Source organism: Atlanticothrix silvestris CENA357, assembly GCF_016056295.1.
Classification (GTDB): Bacteria; Cyanobacteriota; Cyanobacteriia; order Cyanobacteriales; family Nostocaceae; genus Atlanticothrix; species Atlanticothrix silvestris.
The window spans coordinates 1-17,010 of sequence record NZ_JAECZB010000022.1 but is presented as its reverse complement, the minus strand read 5'-3'; the positions used below and the strand labels follow the sequence as shown (position 1 = coordinate 17,010).

Genomic DNA, 17,010 nt, shown 5'->3' with positions numbered 1-17,010 from the left:
TCCAACACATTCAAATTCTGAAATCCAGGCTAGAACTGGCTTTCTTAATTACGAATTACGAATTACGAATTGGTATTAGTGAGTCTTGGTTATTGACTCTTGAATGTTGAGTTTTTGTTCAAGCTGCTCAACGCGCGAAAGCAAAGAACGAATCACAGTTGCTTCGAGATCAGGGAGTTTTCCGTGTTCTAGGGGACAAAGGTTTGCACTATCTTGGCGAGAGATAATTCGACCGGGAACGCCCACAACAGTAGAATCTGTCGGAACATCGCGCAGAACTATTGAACCTGCACCAATACGGACGCGATCGCCTATTTGCAGATTTCCTAAAACTTTCGCACCCGCACCCACCACAACGTTCTTACCCAAGGTAGGGTGACGCTTACCACTATCTTTACCAGTACCGCCAAGAGTAACGCCCTGATAAATCAGTGTAAAGTCCCCCACGATCGCAGTTTCACCAATCACAACACCCATACCATGGTCGATAAACACGCCTTTACCAATCTCTGCACCCGGATGAATTTCAATCCCTGTCAGAAACCGACCCCAATGAGAAATCAGACGCGGGATCAAACTCACCCCCCGACAATGTAACCAATGGGCGATACGATGCAAACATAATGCGTGCAGTCCAGGGTAGCAAAACACCACTTCTAGCCAATTACGGGCGGCTGGGTCGCGTTCAAAGATAATCTGAAAATCACTCAATAATGGCTCAAAAATATTGCCAGAGAATAATTTTTTCAGCAGGGATGTATTTGGAGAATCCGCCGTGATTATAGTTTGGGAATTTTTGATACTTTTTAAGGACTGTTGCATCGGTAGTGTCTGGTTGAAAGAGCCATGTGTTATTTTTCTGCTTATATCAGGTGGCTCCCAACTGGACAGTACATCCAATGTCGATTGGATTTATTGGATTGATTAAGGTTGTACTCACACACCTCAAACCCTGATTTAAGGGAAATTTAAAATTCATCTTGGGGTAGGGGTGCTAGCGTTTCATGATAGGGGTACTAGTATTTTTAGGGTCAGGGGTTAAGAATTTCTGTACTCACTCTGAATTACCCTACCTGTAGGACTTGTAGCGATTTAAGCAAGGGATTTTAAGATATATTAAGTTGTACTCAGCTGTTTACAAATATGCAGTAGAAGAGATAACCAACTAAATATCTGTATCTTCAGCTACGATTACTATTTTATGATTTTGCAAGTAAAAAACAGGTTTCTTTATTTTATTTTAGGGTTTGTTGTCTGTATGTCTGTATACGTTTCATGCAGATATTGGGTTGTTCAATACGACGATCACAGACAGAACACTTCGATATAAGTTACTTTTCACAGCGTCTTATTTGTTGATACTGGAGGGGAGCTAAAAATCGCTAACCCATGTAACATTTCTACTTGAAAGCCCTAGTTTGGTGACAAGTATATCTTTAGGTCAACCATAGTTAATTCTGATGATAGATGTAATGCCCATAGACCTATTAATAATATTAACCATAGTTAAAAACGTTTATTCAACTAATAAAAATGAACATTCTTGCTTGGATTGTTTTAGGTCTAATCGCTGGTGCTATTGCTAAGGCTATCTACCCTGGTCATCAAGGTGGTGGAATTCTTGGAACAATTATATTAGGAATGATTGGGGCTTTCGTAGGTGGTAGTTTGGGCGTACTCTTAAGTACAGGAAGATTTGCATTAGCTGCTACAAGCCTCAGTATTCCTGGTATTATAGTGGCAGTTATTGGGGCAATTATTGCTGTGTTCTTGTGGAATTTGATTACTCGTAGTAGTGCTGTGTAAAAAGTTAATAAGTTGTAGTTAATTAAGAGTAAACTTCAGGGAACTCATTAACTATTATTTATCCCTGAATTAAATTAAAAATATAGCGCTAACCTGATTATGAGGTTAGCGCTATTATTTTTGACCAATCCAATAATCAAAATTAGTAATGTGATCGCACTTAGTGGATTTTTCAATGTGAGAATGTAGCAATTAAGTATAATATTTATCATTGATGATTTGTTTAGGAATCATCATTGTTGCAGCAGGGATAGGTACCAGTTTACGTCCGTCTTGTTGAGTTACCTTAGACGCTAACAGATATAAAATTTCTTCACGCTGTTCACGAGAAAGTAAATTCGAGTCAGCCTGACAGAAGAAATCCATTAACGCTTTCCCCCCATGAGAATTCTCTTCAAAGCAAAGCCTGACATCCATATATTCTGGATAATTTACTAATTCATACGACAATCCAAGTTCTTCAACAATTGTCTGCATTTTTTCCATTTGTAGCATTGCCGCTTCTCATGATCGGGCATGTGATACATTGAGTGGGTAAAGTGAATAATATCGAACTTTTCATCTGTCTGAAACTCTTCTATTTTTTCTGGATAAATCTTTAATTTAACATCGGCAAACTCTGGAACGTTGATTTTTTGTTCGTAACGCTGTCGATGTAAATGATTCGGTTCAACAGCTACGTAACGAAGTGTTAATTCTTTGGGTAGCTGTTGCTTCAGAGTACGTATTACCTGCACATCAAACTCACCCGGCCCAGCCCCTACACTTAACACTGCTACTTGTGGAGGATGTGGCTTCAGGTATTTTTGGATCAAATCGAGAGCAACTTGGCGATTTACCTGCCAGTTTTCCAGAAAGATTTGATAGCCTGCATCATAGGCTTCATACATTTTTAGTTCTAGCTCAGTAGGGGAAGTCACAAGCGTTATCCTAAATATAATTAAAGTACTGTTATAGACATCTAAAGCTTTAATTCACTCAAAAGATTTATGTAAGCATCACTTTAGGATATCCTCTTGGGATTATCTCACCAATTGCGTTTTTATCTGGCAAAACAACCAATTTTGCTATCTCTTGCTACCCTAAATTTAATCTTCTTTCCTTGCAAATACTCCACCTTCAGCCTGAAAAAACAGACACTTCATGAGGTTGCTTGTTGTCAAAAAGAATACATTCGTCCTACTCAAGCCAATAGGATTCCATGCGCCAAGCAGAGATCTCGGACTCTACAGTGTCCCAGTCTGCTTGCGACATTTAAGATAGAAATAGGCGATCGCATATTGGCATTTTAAGTGAAACATCTGTAAAACCTGCCACCCTTATAAGCCAAAATTTTTATAGACAAGAACTCAGGTACATTCAAAATGGATATCAAAGATGGATTTATCAGCACCATTGGCAACACACCGCTAATTCGCTTAAACAGCTTTAGTAAAGAAACAGGTTGCGAAATCCTTGGAAAAGCAGAATTTCTCAATCCTGGGGGTTCTGTCAAAGACCGCGCTGCACTTTACATTATTGAAGACGCAGAACAAAAAGGTTTACTCAAACCCGGTGGTACTGTTGTAGAAGGAACTGCTGGTAATACTGGCATTGGCCTGGCGCATATTTGTAATGCTAAAGGCTACAAATGCCTAATTATAATTCCCGATACCCAGTCACAAGAAAAAATAGACGCACTGACGACACTAGGAGCAGAAGTTCGTCCCGTCCCTGCTGTACCCTACAAAGACCCAAACAACTACGTCAAACTATCTGGCAGAATAGCTGGCGAGATGGAGAACGCAATTTGGGCCAATCAATTTGATAATTTAGCCAACCGCCGCGCCCACTACGAAACGACAGGGCCAGAAATTTGGGCACAAACAGATGGTAAAATTGACGCATGGACAGCTGCAACTGGTACTGGTGGTACTTTTGCTGGCGTGGGGTTGTTCCTAAAAGAACAAAATCCAGCAATCAAATGCGTTGTTGCCGATCCGTTGGGTAGTGGTCTTTACAGCTATGTCAAAACAGGTGAAATCAAAATGGAAGGCAATTCCATCACCGAAGGCATTGGTAACAGTCGCGTCACAACCAATATGGAAGGCGCACCCGCTGATGATGCCATTCAAATAGATGACACAGAAGCTTTGCGAGTTGTTTACCAACTCCTGCGAAAAGACGGGCTGTTAATGGGTGGCTCAACGGGTATTAACGTTGGAGCAGCTGTTGCCTTAGCAAAGCAATTAGGCCCAGGACATACTATCGTCACTATCTTATGTGATAGTGGTTCCCGGTATCAGTCACGGATATTTAACCGTGAATGGCTAGCTTCAAAAGGACTTTCAGTAGATTAGTTAAGAACATAGGAAGCAGAGGAGCAGCACTTCGGCTAAGCTCAGTGACCGAGGAGCAGAGGAAGCAGGGGAAGAGAATAACCCTCTTTTATCACTTTGGGAGAACCCAATCGCTGAAAGCCTTTCGAGGCTTTAATTTCTAAGTTTTGGCTATAAATTTTAGTTACTGTTAGAAAATAAAGCCTCAAAGCTTGGCTCAATCAAAGTTTCAGAATATTGCTTCGATTATTGTTTTCCGAGAGTGACAGAACAGGGATAATAACCTATTTCCCATGCCCAATGCCCAATGCTTTCCTCTAAGTATTTTGTGTATCTACCAGTTCACCTAAAAAATGACTCATATTATTCAATCATCAAACTTTCCCCAAACAGACCAAATTTCTTCTTCTAAATGCGTGCGTGTGTGCCAAAATCGCACCTGTAAAAAGCAAGGTGCAGTAAAGGTGTTAGCAGCTTTTGTAGAGTTATCAGTCCCTGAAATAGCAATAACAGCTAGTGGCTGTTTGGGACAATGTGGTAATGGCCCAATGGTTTTAGTGTTACCCGATATGGTCTGGTATAGTGGCGTTCGACCGCAAGAAGTACCTCTAGTGGTAGAACAACATCTATTAGGTGGCCAAAGGGTCAAACAGATGCTTTATTATCGGTTTCATCCCTAGTAATCTGTCAACCCGAAAATGACGGGTGAGGGCAGGTAGGGGAGGCAGGGGAAGCAGAGGAGCATGGGGAGAAAAGAACTAAATTTTCTACCATTAACCCAGCCAAGTTCCCTTGGCGAACTACTAGAGATAAAACTAATTAAACAGGTTTGCACTATCGTTGATTGAAGCGAGGCATCAAATGAATATTCAGCAGCTACGTCAATCTTTGAAACTGAAGTGGCTGAGTTACTACGAGCAAAATCGTTCTTGGCTAGCCAAAATACGAGTTTGGGGTACGTATGATCAACTGAGACGGCCATCGTCTGGGTTTATTTTGGCTACTCTATCTGTTTTAGAGCCACAGTTTGAAGAGATACTGCCTTTTATTCTGGATTTAAACAACAATCCCGATGAGATAATCACAGCTTTAGGTCTTAATTTTAATCCTGATGAAGAGTTAAGTTTATTAAAAGTAGAAGATTCTCTGGTTACAAACCACGCCGAAAGTGAGTTGTCACAGGAAAAATGTTCTGAGGGTGAATTGCTTACACCCCTCACTCCTGTTGAGATACAACACTCGGAAAAAATACCCGTCGAACTGCCCAACACGCAGCAGGCTGTGCCAACATTAATAGCTACAACAGAAGTTGCTCACCCACCTAGACCTGTACCATTAGTTACAGTTGCTGTAAAATCTGGTGTCAAGGCTCCACAGTTCGCCAAGTCACCCTCTGGGTTATTACGACAAAATGAACCAGTGCGCTATCTGGTGACAAACTCTATCCCTCAAGAACGCCAGGGGCGAACGAGCGACACTCGTCGACTGGCTAACACTGTACTATCACCTTTGGGACGGCTTCCCTCAGGAACATCCTTGATAATCACCACCGAGGTTTCCAGAAATGGTAAACATGTGCGACCCTGTGGACGACTTGCTTCAGGAGCATCGCTGACCATTACTACTGATGTTCCCATCAAAGCTAAAACTTTACCATCATTAGCATTAGCAGATGATCTGCCCAGTAATCACAAAGCCCTATCAACACTTACCTTAGCTAAAGAGGTGCAAAATAACGGTCAACATATAAACATGCAACGATCAGAAGTTCCCCAAAAAGTGAATATATCTACTAGCACTAATGCTCGTAGTTTAACTTCTTGGGTAGATGAATTTTGTCAAGGTAGTAAATGCGATCGCGAGTCAGCTATTTTGACACGATTTTAAACCAAAGTTTTATACTCCCATTACCCATTAGCACAATATAAGTTTGTGTGAAAGGGGTGTGGGCATTACTTTTGTGACTCAAGTGGAAGCAGATTCAACAAATGCATTGTTATAAACATCAGCCGCTTCCATACCAAAACCTCCAGCTTCGAGATCACAAACTAGCGAAATAGTACTTTTTACGGTACGTCAGAAGAGGCATTTCAGAGTTCAGCAATATATTTACACTAAATAATTTGTGTCGAGCTTCCTGAAATATCAATTCAGAGGCATCACTGCCACCGTTTTTTCCCTTTCATCTACTGTAATCTGCGCTAGCCCAAACTGTTCAATTACTGCTGCATTCGTTATCAAGTGCGTAGTTACTTCAGCCACTCTGTATTGACTCATCTGAGAAGCTAAAGCAGCAGGTAACAATAACTGATCAGCTAAATGTTCATCGACTGGTGCGCCGGTTTGATGAAACTTCAGCAATTGCTCGCAAGCTATTTCTGCCACTTTTTCGGATGTCAAGCGCAAACGCCCAAAGCCACCAAATCCAGTTAAGCTGTTCTGATACTCAGCAGTCAAAAAAATCCCTGCTCCTGGTGCTACACCCTTTTCTCGCAAAGCCTGGACAGCAGCTTTTAAGCCTGCTGTCCGTAACAAATTTTCGGCACGGCTCGCCATCCGTTGGGGAATATTTGAAGGCAGTTCTGTTGCTACTGCTAATCCTCGCACCTGCTGTAAATCTCCGCGTTCTAGCAAGTTGATACCGCCGAGTTTCCTATTACCACTCACCCGCATTTTGACCTCTCCTCCTCCTTGGGGATACCATCCCCAAGCACCTAATTGAACTTCGGCCTCTACCCCCATTCGCTGTAACATCGACAGATAGACCTGCTCAATGTATGTCATTGTTGGACTAAAGATGACATGAGTTCCACCTCTGAGGGTGACTTGAGAATCATTACCTGCCAAAGCCAAAGGCAAAAGAATTGTTTGTAAAACCAAAGTAATAGCACCAGCAGAAGCACCTTGTCGCGCTTCACTCACATCAAAGGTATAAGTTCCTGCTTGTACAGAACTGCCAGGAATAAATTCCAACATCATTGAACCCAAAGCATCACCACGTAGTTGGGCATGACAAATTCTTGCCGCAGCACGAACTGCTGTTAAGTGTTGCGCTGCTAGTCCTGGCTTTTTGCGTCCAGCGCGAATTCTGGTAATACGTATGGGTGCGCCTGTAATGGCGGCTAGACTTAGGGAACTGCGGAGAACCTGTCCTCCTCCCTCACCGTAAGAACCGTCAATGTCAATCATGAGCAATGTTGGATGTTGGAGCCACTTGTGCGCTGGGGTTTACCCGTTGCAGCGACTCCTGTCGAAGTGGCGTGATTTTTGGTTCTCCCCACAGCTGTTGAAATCAAAGCACAAATTATAAACATCTAATAGATGAATGTCTACATCTGTAGCTTCCTAATTTTTGATTTTGAATTGAAGAACCTTACTTTTACCAGGATTCATCAATCCATAAGGATCAACCATTTCTTTAAATTTTAACTGCTCAGGGTCAATTACTTTTCTGCCACCATCTTCAATAATATATGTATGGGGATTGGCAATCAATACACCTTGCTGCTCGTGGTAAGCGATAATCTCGTTGAGGCGTTTTTCTGTGGTGTAGCGTACTAGTTGTAAAGCACCGGCAATTACTTTCCCGTTGACTCGAAAAAATTCTAGATGCATCATTACTTCATCACCAAAGTAATTATATAGATGCTCTACTAGTTGCAACTGAGGATCAGCAGGAAACATACTTTGCAAGTAAGTAATAGAAGTATCTACAGTCCGGGCGTGTAGAGTAGTGTGATTCCAGGTAAATTCTCCTAAATTTGCGCCTTTTCCTGCTTCAAATGCTGGCTTTTGATAGGTAATTTGGCCGCCGTACTGCTGCACTAACCCTGGTAATGATTCCAAGCTGGATTCAGCAACCATTAAAAATGCTGGGTGAGTACCTCCAGGAAGATACTGATGTAAGGCGTGAAAGTATTGTGGAATCTGGGATGCAAAGATGGTAATTAATTTTTTGATCATGCCATCAGTATTGCCAAGGGCTTGTCCAAACTTGGCGGCGGTCATAAAATCATCAAAAGTAACAATGACTTCTACCCAAGGGTAAGCAGGCCCTAAGGGGATTTCTACTTCGGTGATAATGCCATTAATTCCCCAAGCATGGTTGACTTTTTGCACATCATCGCCACGTAACTCAATTACACGGGGTTCATCTTCTAAAGTTACAACTTTTAATGCTAAAAGATTACCGCGATCGCCTAATAATCCATATTGGATCGAACCAATACCCCCACTACCACCAGCAATAAAACCGCCAATTGTTGCTGTGCGGTACGTTGAAGGAGTCATCCGCATTTCCCAGCCGAGATCTCGCGCTTTTTTATCCAAAGCTGCTAATTTCACCCCTGCTTCGAGCCGCGCCACTCCCGGTTTCACCCAAAGAATCTCTTGCATTTTTGTCATATCGACAATTACGCCACCATACAAGGGTACACATTGCCCATAATTGCCAGTACCAGCACCCCGCACGGTTATAGGCACGCGATATTTGGCGCAAATTGCTGCAACTTTTAAAACTTCTTGTTCATTGGCAGGACGTACCACTATATCCCCAACTTTTCCTTCTAGTTTCGGTACTAGCACTGGGCTAAAGGTGTGGTAATCCTGGGACAATTTTGCTACTTGATGCGGATCTGTAATGGTCTCTATGCCTGCAAAAGCAGCTATTAGGGTATCTAAATTGATTGATCTCATAGCTTAATCCTTTTTTAAAGCATCCGTGATAAATTCAAAATGGAATTGCACCTGCGGAAGATATTTGAATTTTCTACCTTCAGTGAATTAGCTAATTATCTTGATACCTGCATTTGGGTTAATTCACTGACCGAAAGTATACAGCCTCTCAACTTCAACGGAGAGGAAATCGAATTTTAAAGTACTACGGCTGCAAACACGTCCTCAAGCAAAATTTATCTTTAACTTAAGCCATGATTGCCCTATCCGATAACAGTTTTCTTACTCCCGAAGCATACCTGCAACTAGAAGAAACAAGCGACATCAAACACGAATATATTAATGGTCAAATTTACGCAATGGCAGGAACAACTGACACCCATAACACCATTGCTCTCAACCTCGCTTTATTGATTCGTAACCACTTACGAGGGTCAGACTGTCGAGTTTACTTTGCCGATGTTAAAGCCCGGATTGAGAAACGTAACCGCTTTTATTACCCCGATATTATTCTCACCTGCGACCCTAAAGATCGAGAAACGCCCACCTATAAAAGCTTTGCTAAACTTCTTATCGAAGTCCTATCCGATTCTACCGAAGCCTTTGATCGAGGTGACAAATTCAACGACTATCAAACCCTTGACAGCTTAGAGGAATACGTTTTAGTTAATAGCAAACACCAACGAGTTGAAACCTTCCGCCGTAATGATCAAGGCTTATGGGTGCTACAAACCTATACACCCGATAACCAAACCTTTGAACTCCAAAGCATTAACTTAACCGCCCCTTTTACCGACCTTTACGAAAATGTAGAACTGGAAGCAATTGCCCAGAAGCCAGAACTGAGTTAAAAATTATAAAAACTCTCCAATTCTTACTATATGAGGAAGCATAGCAAGAACCCCACCGCCTGCGGTACCTCCTTTTGCTAAGGCTACGGTGTATACGAAACGTAAAGTAGTAGCTGATGGTACTAGCTAGTAGCTACTTTGTCTGGCTTTTTTGCAGATGGCGATCGCGGCGATTTACGCCCAGATATATCATGTAGTAAACCCATCAGTGCGGGTACGACGGTGGGAGTCAAAATCGTCGAAAAAGCTAGACCACCTGTTAAGACAATGCCTAACCCTTGATATAACTCTGAACCCTGACCCGGTAAAACTGCTAGCGGTAACATCCCCAACACACTAGTGCCGGCAGACATGAAAATTGCCCGGAGGCGATCGCTTGTCGCATTATATAAAGATGCATCAAAATCTTCACCTGCTTGCTGGAGTTGCAAGGCGCGATCTACTAGCAAAATGGCGTTGTTAACAACCACACCTGTAAGAATCACAAATCCCAAGGCTGTAATCATATCCAATGCCACATTCATTCCCGGAATCATGTTGGCAATTACTAAACTCAATAGTGCGCCACTCATACCCATCGGCACTGTTGCCATAATCACCACTGGGTAAAGGAATGAGCGATACAACGCCACCAGCAACAAGTAAGTAATCAAAATCGAAAATGCAAAGGCAGCAGCTAATTGACCAACAGTTGTTGCTAACTGATCTGCTGAACCTGCCAGTTCTAGCCGATAACCTGTTGGTAAACTACTACGCAGAGGATTCAGAATTTCTTCTTCGGCACGTTCTACCAGGGTAGCAAGGGGGGCATCGGGTGCAAGGGAAACTGTAAGGCTAATTGAGCGCTCTAAATTGACGTGGTTAATGGCATCGGCTCCCGTAGTTTCCACGACTTCGGCAATATCCCCTAGTTGCACTTGTCGCCCTTGTGCATATATAGGCAGTTGGCGCAGTTGTTCTGGGGTTTCCACCGCAGTATTTTGTAGTTCCACCGAAACATCTAATTCTTCTTTGCCATCAATGTAATCGGAGGCAACTTTACCACCCAATGCTGCTTCTACCATCGAACCAATTTCCGCTTCCGAAAGTCCTACTTCGGCGATGCGTTCGCGGTTGGGAATCACTTGCAATTCTCCTGCACCCAAGACAAAGTTTGAGCGCACATTCTGCACCCCTGGAAGCGATCGCAATTTGCTGGTAATTTGCTTTTCTAAGTCACCAATCTGATTTAAGTCAGCCCCAACAATATCCACTTCAAATTCTTTACCCGGATCGCGGAATATAGAAATTCGTGTTGGGATCACAAAACGGTATCCAGCAAAGTTACTACTTTGGGCACGTAACCGATCCACCATGTCAGCGAGTCCCGTAGTCGTGGCAAATTCTGGTTTTAAGATAGTTGCAATACCTCGTAGCGCCCCTGGACGGTCAACATACATGATGCGCTCAACTTCTGGTTGCGATCGCAGAAATTTTTGCACAGGTTCAGATTGCCGAATCGCTTCCGGTATACTGGTTCCCGGTAACGGTTCCGCCCGCAATACAACTAAGTTACGATTTCCTTCGGGTAGATAATCGGCAGGTGGTAAGAGAAAAATACTAGTCACGAGTAAAACAATCGGAATCGACAGCACAATTAACCTGCGACCAATACGCTTACGCCCCAATGACCAACTAACAGTAGCGGCGAGAAAGTTTTCCAGTTTGCTTTGGAAATGACGAAACACCGCTGAGGTTTTAGCTACCATTCGCTCAAACCAATTACCGCCGCGATATTCACCACCCTGCATCATTTGCATGGCTTCTGATTGTTTCAGGAACAATCCCGATAGCATTGGGACTAAAGTTAATGCCGCAAACAGGGAGAATAGAGAAGAAGCAGAAAGAGCGATCGCCATATCAGCGTAGAGTTGTCCTGCCTCACCCGTCACCATTAACAGTGGTACAAAGACCACTACGTTGGTTAAGGTGGAACCAAGCATCGCTCCCCAAACTTCCTGAGTTCCTTCAATGGCTGCCCGTATCGCACTTTTGCCTTGCTGGATATGGGTGAAAACATTCTCAATTACGACGATCGCATTATCCACGACCATACCCACTGCAAAGGCCAATCCTGCCAAACTGATGATGTTTAATGTGCGTCCAAACGCAGACATGACAATGAACACCATAATCAGTGTAACGGGAATTGTAATTGCCACCACTGCAACGGTACGCATGGAGCCAAGGAACAGAATCAAGACAATGGTTGCTAATAGCGCCCCACTAACTAAGTTGCCTTGGACAAATTCGATAGATTGATTAATATACTGACTCTCGTCATAGTTATAAACAAAGCGAATACCTTGGTTTTGCCGATCAAATTCAGTTTGCAGTGCAGCAATTTCCGCCCGAATGCCTTTAGCAACCTCCGGCACATTCGCCCCAATCTGCCGAATGACACCGACTGCTACCCCTGGTTTGCCGTTGAATACCAACGCACTATCTTGGGGTTTGCGTCCCATCTGTACTGTTGCCACATCTCGCAAGTAAACTGTGCCCGATTGGTCGCGTCGCAACACAAAGCCCTCAATTTGTGATAAATTTTGCGATCGGCTGATTGTGCGGACTCGATATTCCCGTCGTCCGAGAATTAATGGCCCACCCCGAATATCGCGGTTGTTTTCTTGAAGGACTCGTACTACATCGCCAATTGTGAGGTTGCGATCGCTTAATGCTTTCGGATCAACCTTCACCTCAACTTCTCGTTCTTGTCCACCCACTAACAAAAATTGTCCAGTTCCCTCGACTTGCCGCAAACGGGGAATCACCACTTCTTCTGCTAAGTCCCGATAACGGTCTGCATCCGGTTGAGATCCTTCTTTGGTATCAAATGGAATCCACATCATCGGTGAACTGTTACCGCCCACCAGTTCTACACTCGATTCTTGCGCTTCTGGCGGCAAACTTTCCACCTGTTGCAAACGGTTGAGAACATCTACCATCCGTTCTCTAGCGTTGGCATCCTGAGCAAATTCCAAGGTAATGCTACTGCGTCCAGCACGAGAGGTACTGCTAATTTCTTGGACACCTAGCACCTCTTCCATCTGTTCTTCGATGGGGCGGGTAATCAAGTCTTCTACTTCTGTTGGCCCTGCGCCGGGATATGTAGTTGTGATCGTAATTTCCGGGCGATCGCCTCCTGGTTGCAATTCTAGGGGTAAGTTTAGTAATGAGAACACCCCGAACATTGCTAGCAAGCAAAACAAAACAAAAGTTCCATGTCGCCAACGAACGGCAGTTTCGATAAAATTCATATTAATTGGTAATTCAGAAAATCATATTTAAATTGGGTTCCCAGTCTTTTGAAGGAAAGGTTAAAGGAGAAAGAGACGATTCTTCCTCTTTAACCAACTTCTGCAAGAAGTCTATGGAAGTGTGGTGCAACCTATGTTTTAACCAACTTTGGGGGTTTAAGTCCCCGTCACAAAACATAATTGCGAATTGCGAATTGCGAATTGCGAATTGTTTTAAGTTGGATCAACTATCTTTACAGGCGCACCATCTTGCAATCCATCACCGCCACGTAGCACAATGCGTTGACCGGTGCGTAAAGTGGGATGATAAATTGCGACATTTTTACCCATGTCAGAAACCATCTCGACTGGAATTTGTTTAGCTTTGCCATCTGCAACTGCAAAAACTAGCCACTCGTTTTGTCTTCTAGTTAATGCATCTCGTGATACCACAAAGCTGGAGCGATTCGAGGGCATACTTAAGTTGCCTGCGATCGCCATTCCTGGTATTAAGCCTGATGGAGGTTTGTTAATTTGGACACGCACACGCTGGCGACGAGAGGCAGTATCAGCAGAAGGAACTACAGCAGTAATAGTGGCGCGTTGTTTCCATTGCGGTAGGGCGCGAGTTGTGAGATCGATTGTCATACCTGGGTTAACTTTACCACTGAGTTCTTCTGGTAACTCTAGGAAAATATCGAAGCGATCGCCTGCTACTAAGGTGACAATTTGACCAGAACTTTGGACTAAATCACCATTACTGATATGGCGAGTTTGCACTATACCCGATTCCGATGCCAGAATCCGCGTGCGCTGTTGTGCTAATTCTGCTTGAGCTAAGGTGGCTTTAGCTGCTTCGACATTTGCCCGTTGGGCGGCGATTTCTTCTTTAATTGGCCCAGCTTTAGCTTCGGCAAGTTCTGCCTCGGCTTCTAACCGTTCTCCTTGGATGTTATTCAATTGTGCTTGAGCTTCCACTAACAATCTTTGAGATAAAGCACCCTCTTTGACAAGATCGCTAGTGCGTTTCAAGTTATCCTGTGCTTCGAGTTCTCGCGCCTTCGCAGATGTGACAGCCGCTTGCCGTTGAGCAATGATTTCAGGACGAGTACCAACTTCCAAACGTGCTAGATTGCTTCGTTGTTGTGCTAGTTGCGCTCGTGCTTGGCTAATTGCCAATTGCTGATCAGTATCATCCAGTAAAGCGATCGCCATTCCTACTTTCACGCGATCGCCTGGTTGCACTAAAATTTGCTTGACAATTCCACTAGTTTGAGCGCGGATTGTTGATTGCTGAGTTGCTTCTACTTGTCCCAAAAGCTGTACACTTCTTGTAGCACTTCCAGTTTCCAGGGAGATTGTTTCAATTGGCTTTGGAGGTGGCGGCCCTTGTTGTGCAACAGACGAGCGTTGTGCGCCACCAGGAGCAAGCATCCGCCATAGAATAATGCCACCGGTTGCCAGAAATAGAATCAGCAATCTCCAGAACCAAGGTTTACCCGAACGAGTCGGTGCTAACTTAGAAGGCACAGAACTATCTGGTTGGGTTTCAATAGCTGAAACTTGAGCTTCAGAAGTATCCATAGCGGTTGATGGTAGGCTACTGAGGTTTATGAGCTAACGATTAGCAGTTGAAAGTGAACAATAGTTACAGTCAAATGTTCGCTATCAACAGTTAATTATTTAGATAAAAGTAAAATTGTGTTACTTTTTTTGTAGTTTATTAGATAAATATGACAAATAAATGTCAGAGGCTTTAGCCATGTCGATCACAATCAAATCTACAGGTCGCTTAAAAATAGCTTGCAGTTCATCGCGCATTTGCAGAGTTTCGGTTAACCCCCGTTTCGCAGTTGGAGAAAAGGCGATCAACACATCAACATCGCTTTCGGGGCGAAAATCATCGCGTAAGACAGAGCCGAACAGGGCAAATTCGGTAACTTGCCACTTATGACAAAACTCACGAATCCGATCCATTAGTAGATCTATTGCAGTAATCGTCATGGCATTTCTACACCCAAAGCTTTAGTTGCTGGTTAATCCAAGTCGTTGCTGCCGCTTCGCTTCATCAGTTTCTATCGCCTGTTCTACTCCTGTTTTAGCCATTCAAATCAAACGGTCGAAAAATCAATATTTTCGTAAAGTGCTGCAATTTGAATTTGCACATCAAAGGTACTTAAAGAAAGGGTGACAGTTGGGTCGTCGTATTCTGAAAATAACCACTGATGAGCGCCTGTTTTAACATGATGCTCAACGTGTATGTGGTATTGATCAATCAGCAGATATTCTTGGAAGGTAGGAATTTTACGATAGGCAACAAATTTCTCACCGCGATCGTAGTTTTGGGTGGATTTAGACAACACTTCAGCGATAAAGCAGGGGTTCACCACAGTATCTTTGCGCCCGGTTTGAAGTTCTAAGGGTTTGGGCAAAACCATCACATCAGGGTAAGTATAGAGATTTGCATCGGGAATCCAGAGTCGCTGATCGACATAGAAAATCCGGTAGTTTTTGCTTTTTAGGGCAGATTTCAGCAAAATATATAAATTTCCAGCAATATCGTTGTGGTTGGGTGTCCCACCAGTCATAGGAATAATTTCTCCATCACAATATTCGTTGCGTATTGCTGAAGCGATTTCCAGTTCTAAATACTCATCAACGGTGTAACGTTTAGTCTCAGGTTGAGCAATCATGATCGGTTGACCTCCAAGGCTTTTAGTTGCTGGTTTATCCAAGTTATAGCGATCGCTTCATCAGTTGCTATCTCCTGTTTTAGCAATTTTTAGCAGTTGTTTGGATTGCTCCCGCGCTTTGCGAGATGCTCTGACTTTTTCTTTGATTTTCTGGCGAGTAGTTTCTTGCGGTAACGCGATCGGAATATTTAACAGATCCTCAGTGGAAATTGTCGGATACATATTGGCTGTTGTATGAAGATCAAGAATTTCGCAGACAATGGGCGATCGCAAACTGCGACAGCTTGTAATTTGAGTCTTTGAGGATATCGGCTAATTTCATCAGGGGCTATCAAGTTGACCCGACACATGTTTGTACAAGATGATGGAGAAAGTTCGTTAAGCACGTAAAATTTAGGTCGGTTGTTACACACACCAGCCTGATTGTAATTAGTGAGAATGTAGTGGTGCAATATATTGCACTGTTACAAAATCTAAGTACAGAGGTAAATTATGTTTCCTTTTTGGGGTAATACCTGTTATGGAAGCGAACCCATTTCGCACAAAGCTAGTTTAGAACGGAAATTAAAATTTTTGATTTGGATGCGAGATGATTTAGAGTCCAAACTGGCTGGCATTAATGCTTCTATTGATACCATTCGGCAACAAATAGAACGCTCAGATTCAGCTAATTAGAACTAAGTTATTGCAGACATTTGTACTTAAGCCCATTGCAACTTTTTTGTGACTGACTGAGCGCTGTAAATAGATCTGCATCAGTGTTGTAGGTCTTTGTGCAGCGCTCTGTCATCAATTGGCGCACAAAACAGACGGTCTTGAAAAACGAAGCCCAATCTTTTGTGCTGGTAGCTGTAGCGAACTGCAAACATAAACGCTTCAAACTGCAAACAAGGCAATTTTGAAACCACATTAACTGCAAATAAGGGCAGGGCTGATTCATTCGATCTCTTAGAGATTTTGTCAAGAGTATGAATCAGAAATTTGCTTGAGTGGGAAAAAGAAAAACTACCACCTCAACCAGCAAATTTAAGTGCGTTCACCATTTTCTTGCCCAATCAGATTTTTTAGTCACCTGCTTTTTTTGCTTGAAACGCTTGTAAATCAGCGCCCTGAAGGGGTGACAAAGAAGCTACAAAGCAGACTGGATAAGAGACATAGCACGTAGACCCTTGCGAAAATAGGGTAGTTTACTGGGCTTTAAACGCATTAAATCATGAGCTAAATCAGCCCAAAACTCCATTGCACCCACCCATAATTGGCCATACAAACCAACCCAAAATGCGCTATGTCGGCGATGTAGTCGGTTTAATTCCTTCAGACGACCAATATATTTTTGTAATCCCATTTGACGAGAGTTACGACCTGCTAAAACAGCACAAGTATAGGCGATAGC

16 protein-coding genes and 1 pseudogene are annotated in these 17,010 nt (G+C 43.1%); 6 read left to right on the top strand and 11 right to left on the bottom strand.

What is annotated here, in order from left to right:
• Window positions 1-75: 75 nt before the first annotated feature.
• Complete coding sequence (cysE, locus tag I8751_RS11195; protein ID WP_214439237.1) at window positions 76-822, bottom strand: serine O-acetyltransferase; 747 nt, start codon at window positions 820-822, stop codon at window positions 76-78.
• Window positions 823-1,533: 711 nt separating this feature from the next.
• Here cysE and I8751_RS11190 point away from each other — a divergent pair.
• Window positions 1,534-1,806 (top strand): GlsB/YeaQ/YmgE family stress response membrane protein, encoded by a 273-nt coding sequence (locus tag I8751_RS11190; RefSeq protein WP_214439236.1) that lies wholly within the window; start codon window positions 1,534-1,536, stop codon window positions 1,804-1,806.
• Between the two features lie 192 nt (window positions 1,807-1,998).
• Here the strand turns inward: I8751_RS11190 and I8751_RS29580 are convergent, their stop codons facing one another.
• Together I8751_RS29580 and I8751_RS29575 are read right to left on the bottom strand one after the other, a co-directional pair.
• Window positions 1,999-2,283 (bottom strand): hypothetical protein, encoded by a 285-nt coding sequence (locus I8751_RS29580; RefSeq protein WP_225894096.1) that lies wholly within the window; start codon window positions 2,281-2,283, stop codon window positions 1,999-2,001.
• Window positions 2,241-2,726 carry a methyltransferase domain-containing protein gene (locus I8751_RS29575; protein ID WP_318780314.1) on the bottom strand — a complete coding sequence of 162 codons (486 nt, stop codon included), beginning with the start codon at window positions 2,724-2,726 and terminating at the stop codon, window positions 2,241-2,243. Before I8751_RS29575 ends, I8751_RS29580 begins: the two co-directional genes overlap by 43 nt.
• Before the next feature lie 444 nt (window positions 2,727-3,170).
• On the opposite strand from I8751_RS29575, the gene I8751_RS11180 reads away from it, so the two are divergent.
• The 3 genes from I8751_RS11180 (at window position 3,171) to I8751_RS11170 (ending at window position 6,011) form a co-directional block, all read left to right on the top strand.
• A complete protein-coding gene (locus tag I8751_RS11180) occupies window positions 3,171-4,145 on the top strand; it encodes a cysteine synthase A (protein WP_214439235.1) in 975 nt (324 codons plus the stop codon).
• A gap of 332 nt (window positions 4,146-4,477) precedes the next feature.
• The gene (locus I8751_RS11175) at window positions 4,478-4,804 is read left to right on the top strand and encodes a (2Fe-2S) ferredoxin domain-containing protein (protein ID WP_214439234.1); all 327 of its coding nucleotides are present in this window, start codon (window positions 4,478-4,480) and stop codon (window positions 4,802-4,804) included.
• A 181-nt stretch (window positions 4,805-4,985) separates the two neighbouring features.
• Complete coding sequence (locus I8751_RS11170) at window positions 4,986-6,011, top strand: DUF5331 domain-containing protein (RefSeq protein ID WP_214439233.1); 1,026 nt, start codon at window positions 4,986-4,988, stop codon at window positions 6,009-6,011.
• 258 nt (window positions 6,012-6,269) lie between these two features.
• On the opposite strand, the gene rtcA is transcribed toward I8751_RS11170, so the two are convergent.
• Window positions 6,270-7,313, bottom strand: a complete 1,044-nt coding sequence (rtcA, locus tag I8751_RS11165) for an RNA 3'-terminal phosphate cyclase (RefSeq protein WP_214439232.1) — start codon at window positions 7,311-7,313, stop codon at window positions 6,270-6,272.
• Window positions 7,314-7,469: 156 nt separating this feature from the next.
• Window positions 7,470-8,819, bottom strand: coding sequence for an FAD-binding oxidoreductase (locus tag I8751_RS11160; protein ID WP_214439231.1), 1,350 nt, complete (start codon window positions 8,817-8,819; stop codon window positions 7,470-7,472).
• 233 nt (window positions 8,820-9,052) lie between these two features.
• On the opposite strand from I8751_RS11160, the gene I8751_RS11155 reads away from it, so the two are divergent.
• Window positions 9,053-9,649: a Uma2 family endonuclease gene (locus tag I8751_RS11155; protein WP_214439230.1), complete on the top strand. Its 597-nt coding sequence runs from the start codon at window positions 9,053-9,055 to the stop codon at window positions 9,647-9,649.
• A 122-nt stretch (window positions 9,650-9,771) separates the two neighbouring features.
• On the opposite strand, the gene I8751_RS11150 is transcribed toward I8751_RS11155, so the two are convergent.
• The 5 genes from I8751_RS11150 to I8751_RS11130 form a co-directional block, all read right to left on the bottom strand.
• On the bottom strand, window positions 9,772-12,945 hold the full coding sequence (locus tag I8751_RS11150; RefSeq protein WP_214439229.1) for an efflux RND transporter permease subunit: 3,174 nt from the start codon (window positions 12,943-12,945) through the stop codon (window positions 9,772-9,774).
• Between the two features lie 213 nt (window positions 12,946-13,158).
• On the bottom strand, window positions 13,159-14,508 hold the full coding sequence (locus I8751_RS11145; RefSeq protein ID WP_214439228.1) for an efflux RND transporter periplasmic adaptor subunit: 1,350 nt from the start codon (window positions 14,506-14,508) through the stop codon (window positions 13,159-13,161).
• Window positions 14,509-14,628: 120 nt separating this feature from the next.
• Window positions 14,629-14,928, bottom strand: coding sequence for a nucleotidyltransferase family protein (locus I8751_RS11140; protein WP_214439227.1), 300 nt, complete (start codon window positions 14,926-14,928; stop codon window positions 14,629-14,631).
• 107 nt (window positions 14,929-15,035) lie between these two features.
• A complete protein-coding gene (locus tag I8751_RS11135; RefSeq protein ID WP_214439226.1) occupies window positions 15,036-15,617 on the bottom strand; it encodes a Uma2 family endonuclease in 582 nt (193 codons plus the stop codon).
• 60 nt (window positions 15,618-15,677) lie between these two features.
• Window positions 15,678-15,890, bottom strand: a complete 213-nt coding sequence (locus tag I8751_RS11130; RefSeq protein WP_225894095.1) for a restriction endonuclease subunit S domain-containing protein — start codon at window positions 15,888-15,890, stop codon at window positions 15,678-15,680.
• A gap of 219 nt (window positions 15,891-16,109) precedes the next feature.
• On the opposite strand from I8751_RS11130, the gene I8751_RS11125 reads away from it, so the two are divergent.
• Window positions 16,110-16,292 (top strand): hypothetical protein, encoded by a 183-nt coding sequence (locus tag I8751_RS11125; protein WP_214439225.1) that lies wholly within the window; start codon window positions 16,110-16,112, stop codon window positions 16,290-16,292.
• Between the two features lie 454 nt (window positions 16,293-16,746).
• Here I8751_RS11125 and I8751_RS11120 read toward each other — a convergent pair.
• Window positions 16,747-17,010: pseudogene (locus tag I8751_RS11120) on the bottom strand (IS4 family transposase); the annotation flags it as partial.

Coding starts and splice junctions, on each gene's coding strand:
- cysE (WP_214439237.1), bottom strand. CDS start 822: ATGCAACAGTCCTTAAAAAGTATCAAAAATTCCCAAACTATAATCACG.
- I8751_RS11190 (WP_214439236.1), top strand. CDS start 1,534: ATGAACATTCTTGCTTGGATTGTTTTAGGTCTAATCGCTGGTGCTATT.
- I8751_RS29580 (WP_225894096.1), bottom strand. CDS start 2,283: ATGCAGACAATTGTTGAAGAACTTGGATTGTCGTATGAATTAGTAAAT.
- I8751_RS11180 (WP_214439235.1), top strand. CDS start 3,171: ATGGATATCAAAGATGGATTTATCAGCACCATTGGCAACACACCGCTA.
- I8751_RS11175 (WP_214439234.1), top strand. CDS start 4,478: ATGACTCATATTATTCAATCATCAAACTTTCCCCAAACAGACCAAATT.
- I8751_RS11170 (WP_214439233.1), top strand. CDS start 4,986: ATGAATATTCAGCAGCTACGTCAATCTTTGAAACTGAAGTGGCTGAGT.
- rtcA (WP_214439232.1), bottom strand. CDS start 7,313: ATGATTGACATTGACGGTTCTTACGGTGAGGGAGGAGGACAGGTTCTC.
- I8751_RS11160 (WP_214439231.1), bottom strand. CDS start 8,819: ATGAGATCAATCAATTTAGATACCCTAATAGCTGCTTTTGCAGGCATA.
- I8751_RS11155 (WP_214439230.1), top strand. CDS start 9,053: ATGATTGCCCTATCCGATAACAGTTTTCTTACTCCCGAAGCATACCTG.
- I8751_RS11150 (WP_214439229.1), bottom strand. CDS start 12,945: ATGAATTTTATCGAAACTGCCGTTCGTTGGCGACATGGAACTTTTGTT.
- I8751_RS11145 (WP_214439228.1), bottom strand. CDS start 14,508: ATGGATACTTCTGAAGCTCAAGTTTCAGCTATTGAAACCCAACCAGAT.
- I8751_RS11140 (WP_214439227.1), bottom strand. CDS start 14,928: ATGACGATTACTGCAATAGATCTACTAATGGATCGGATTCGTGAGTTT.
- I8751_RS11135 (WP_214439226.1), bottom strand. CDS start 15,617: ATGATTGCTCAACCTGAGACTAAACGTTACACCGTTGATGAGTATTTA.
- I8751_RS11125 (WP_214439225.1), top strand. CDS start 16,110: ATGTTTCCTTTTTGGGGTAATACCTGTTATGGAAGCGAACCCATTTCG.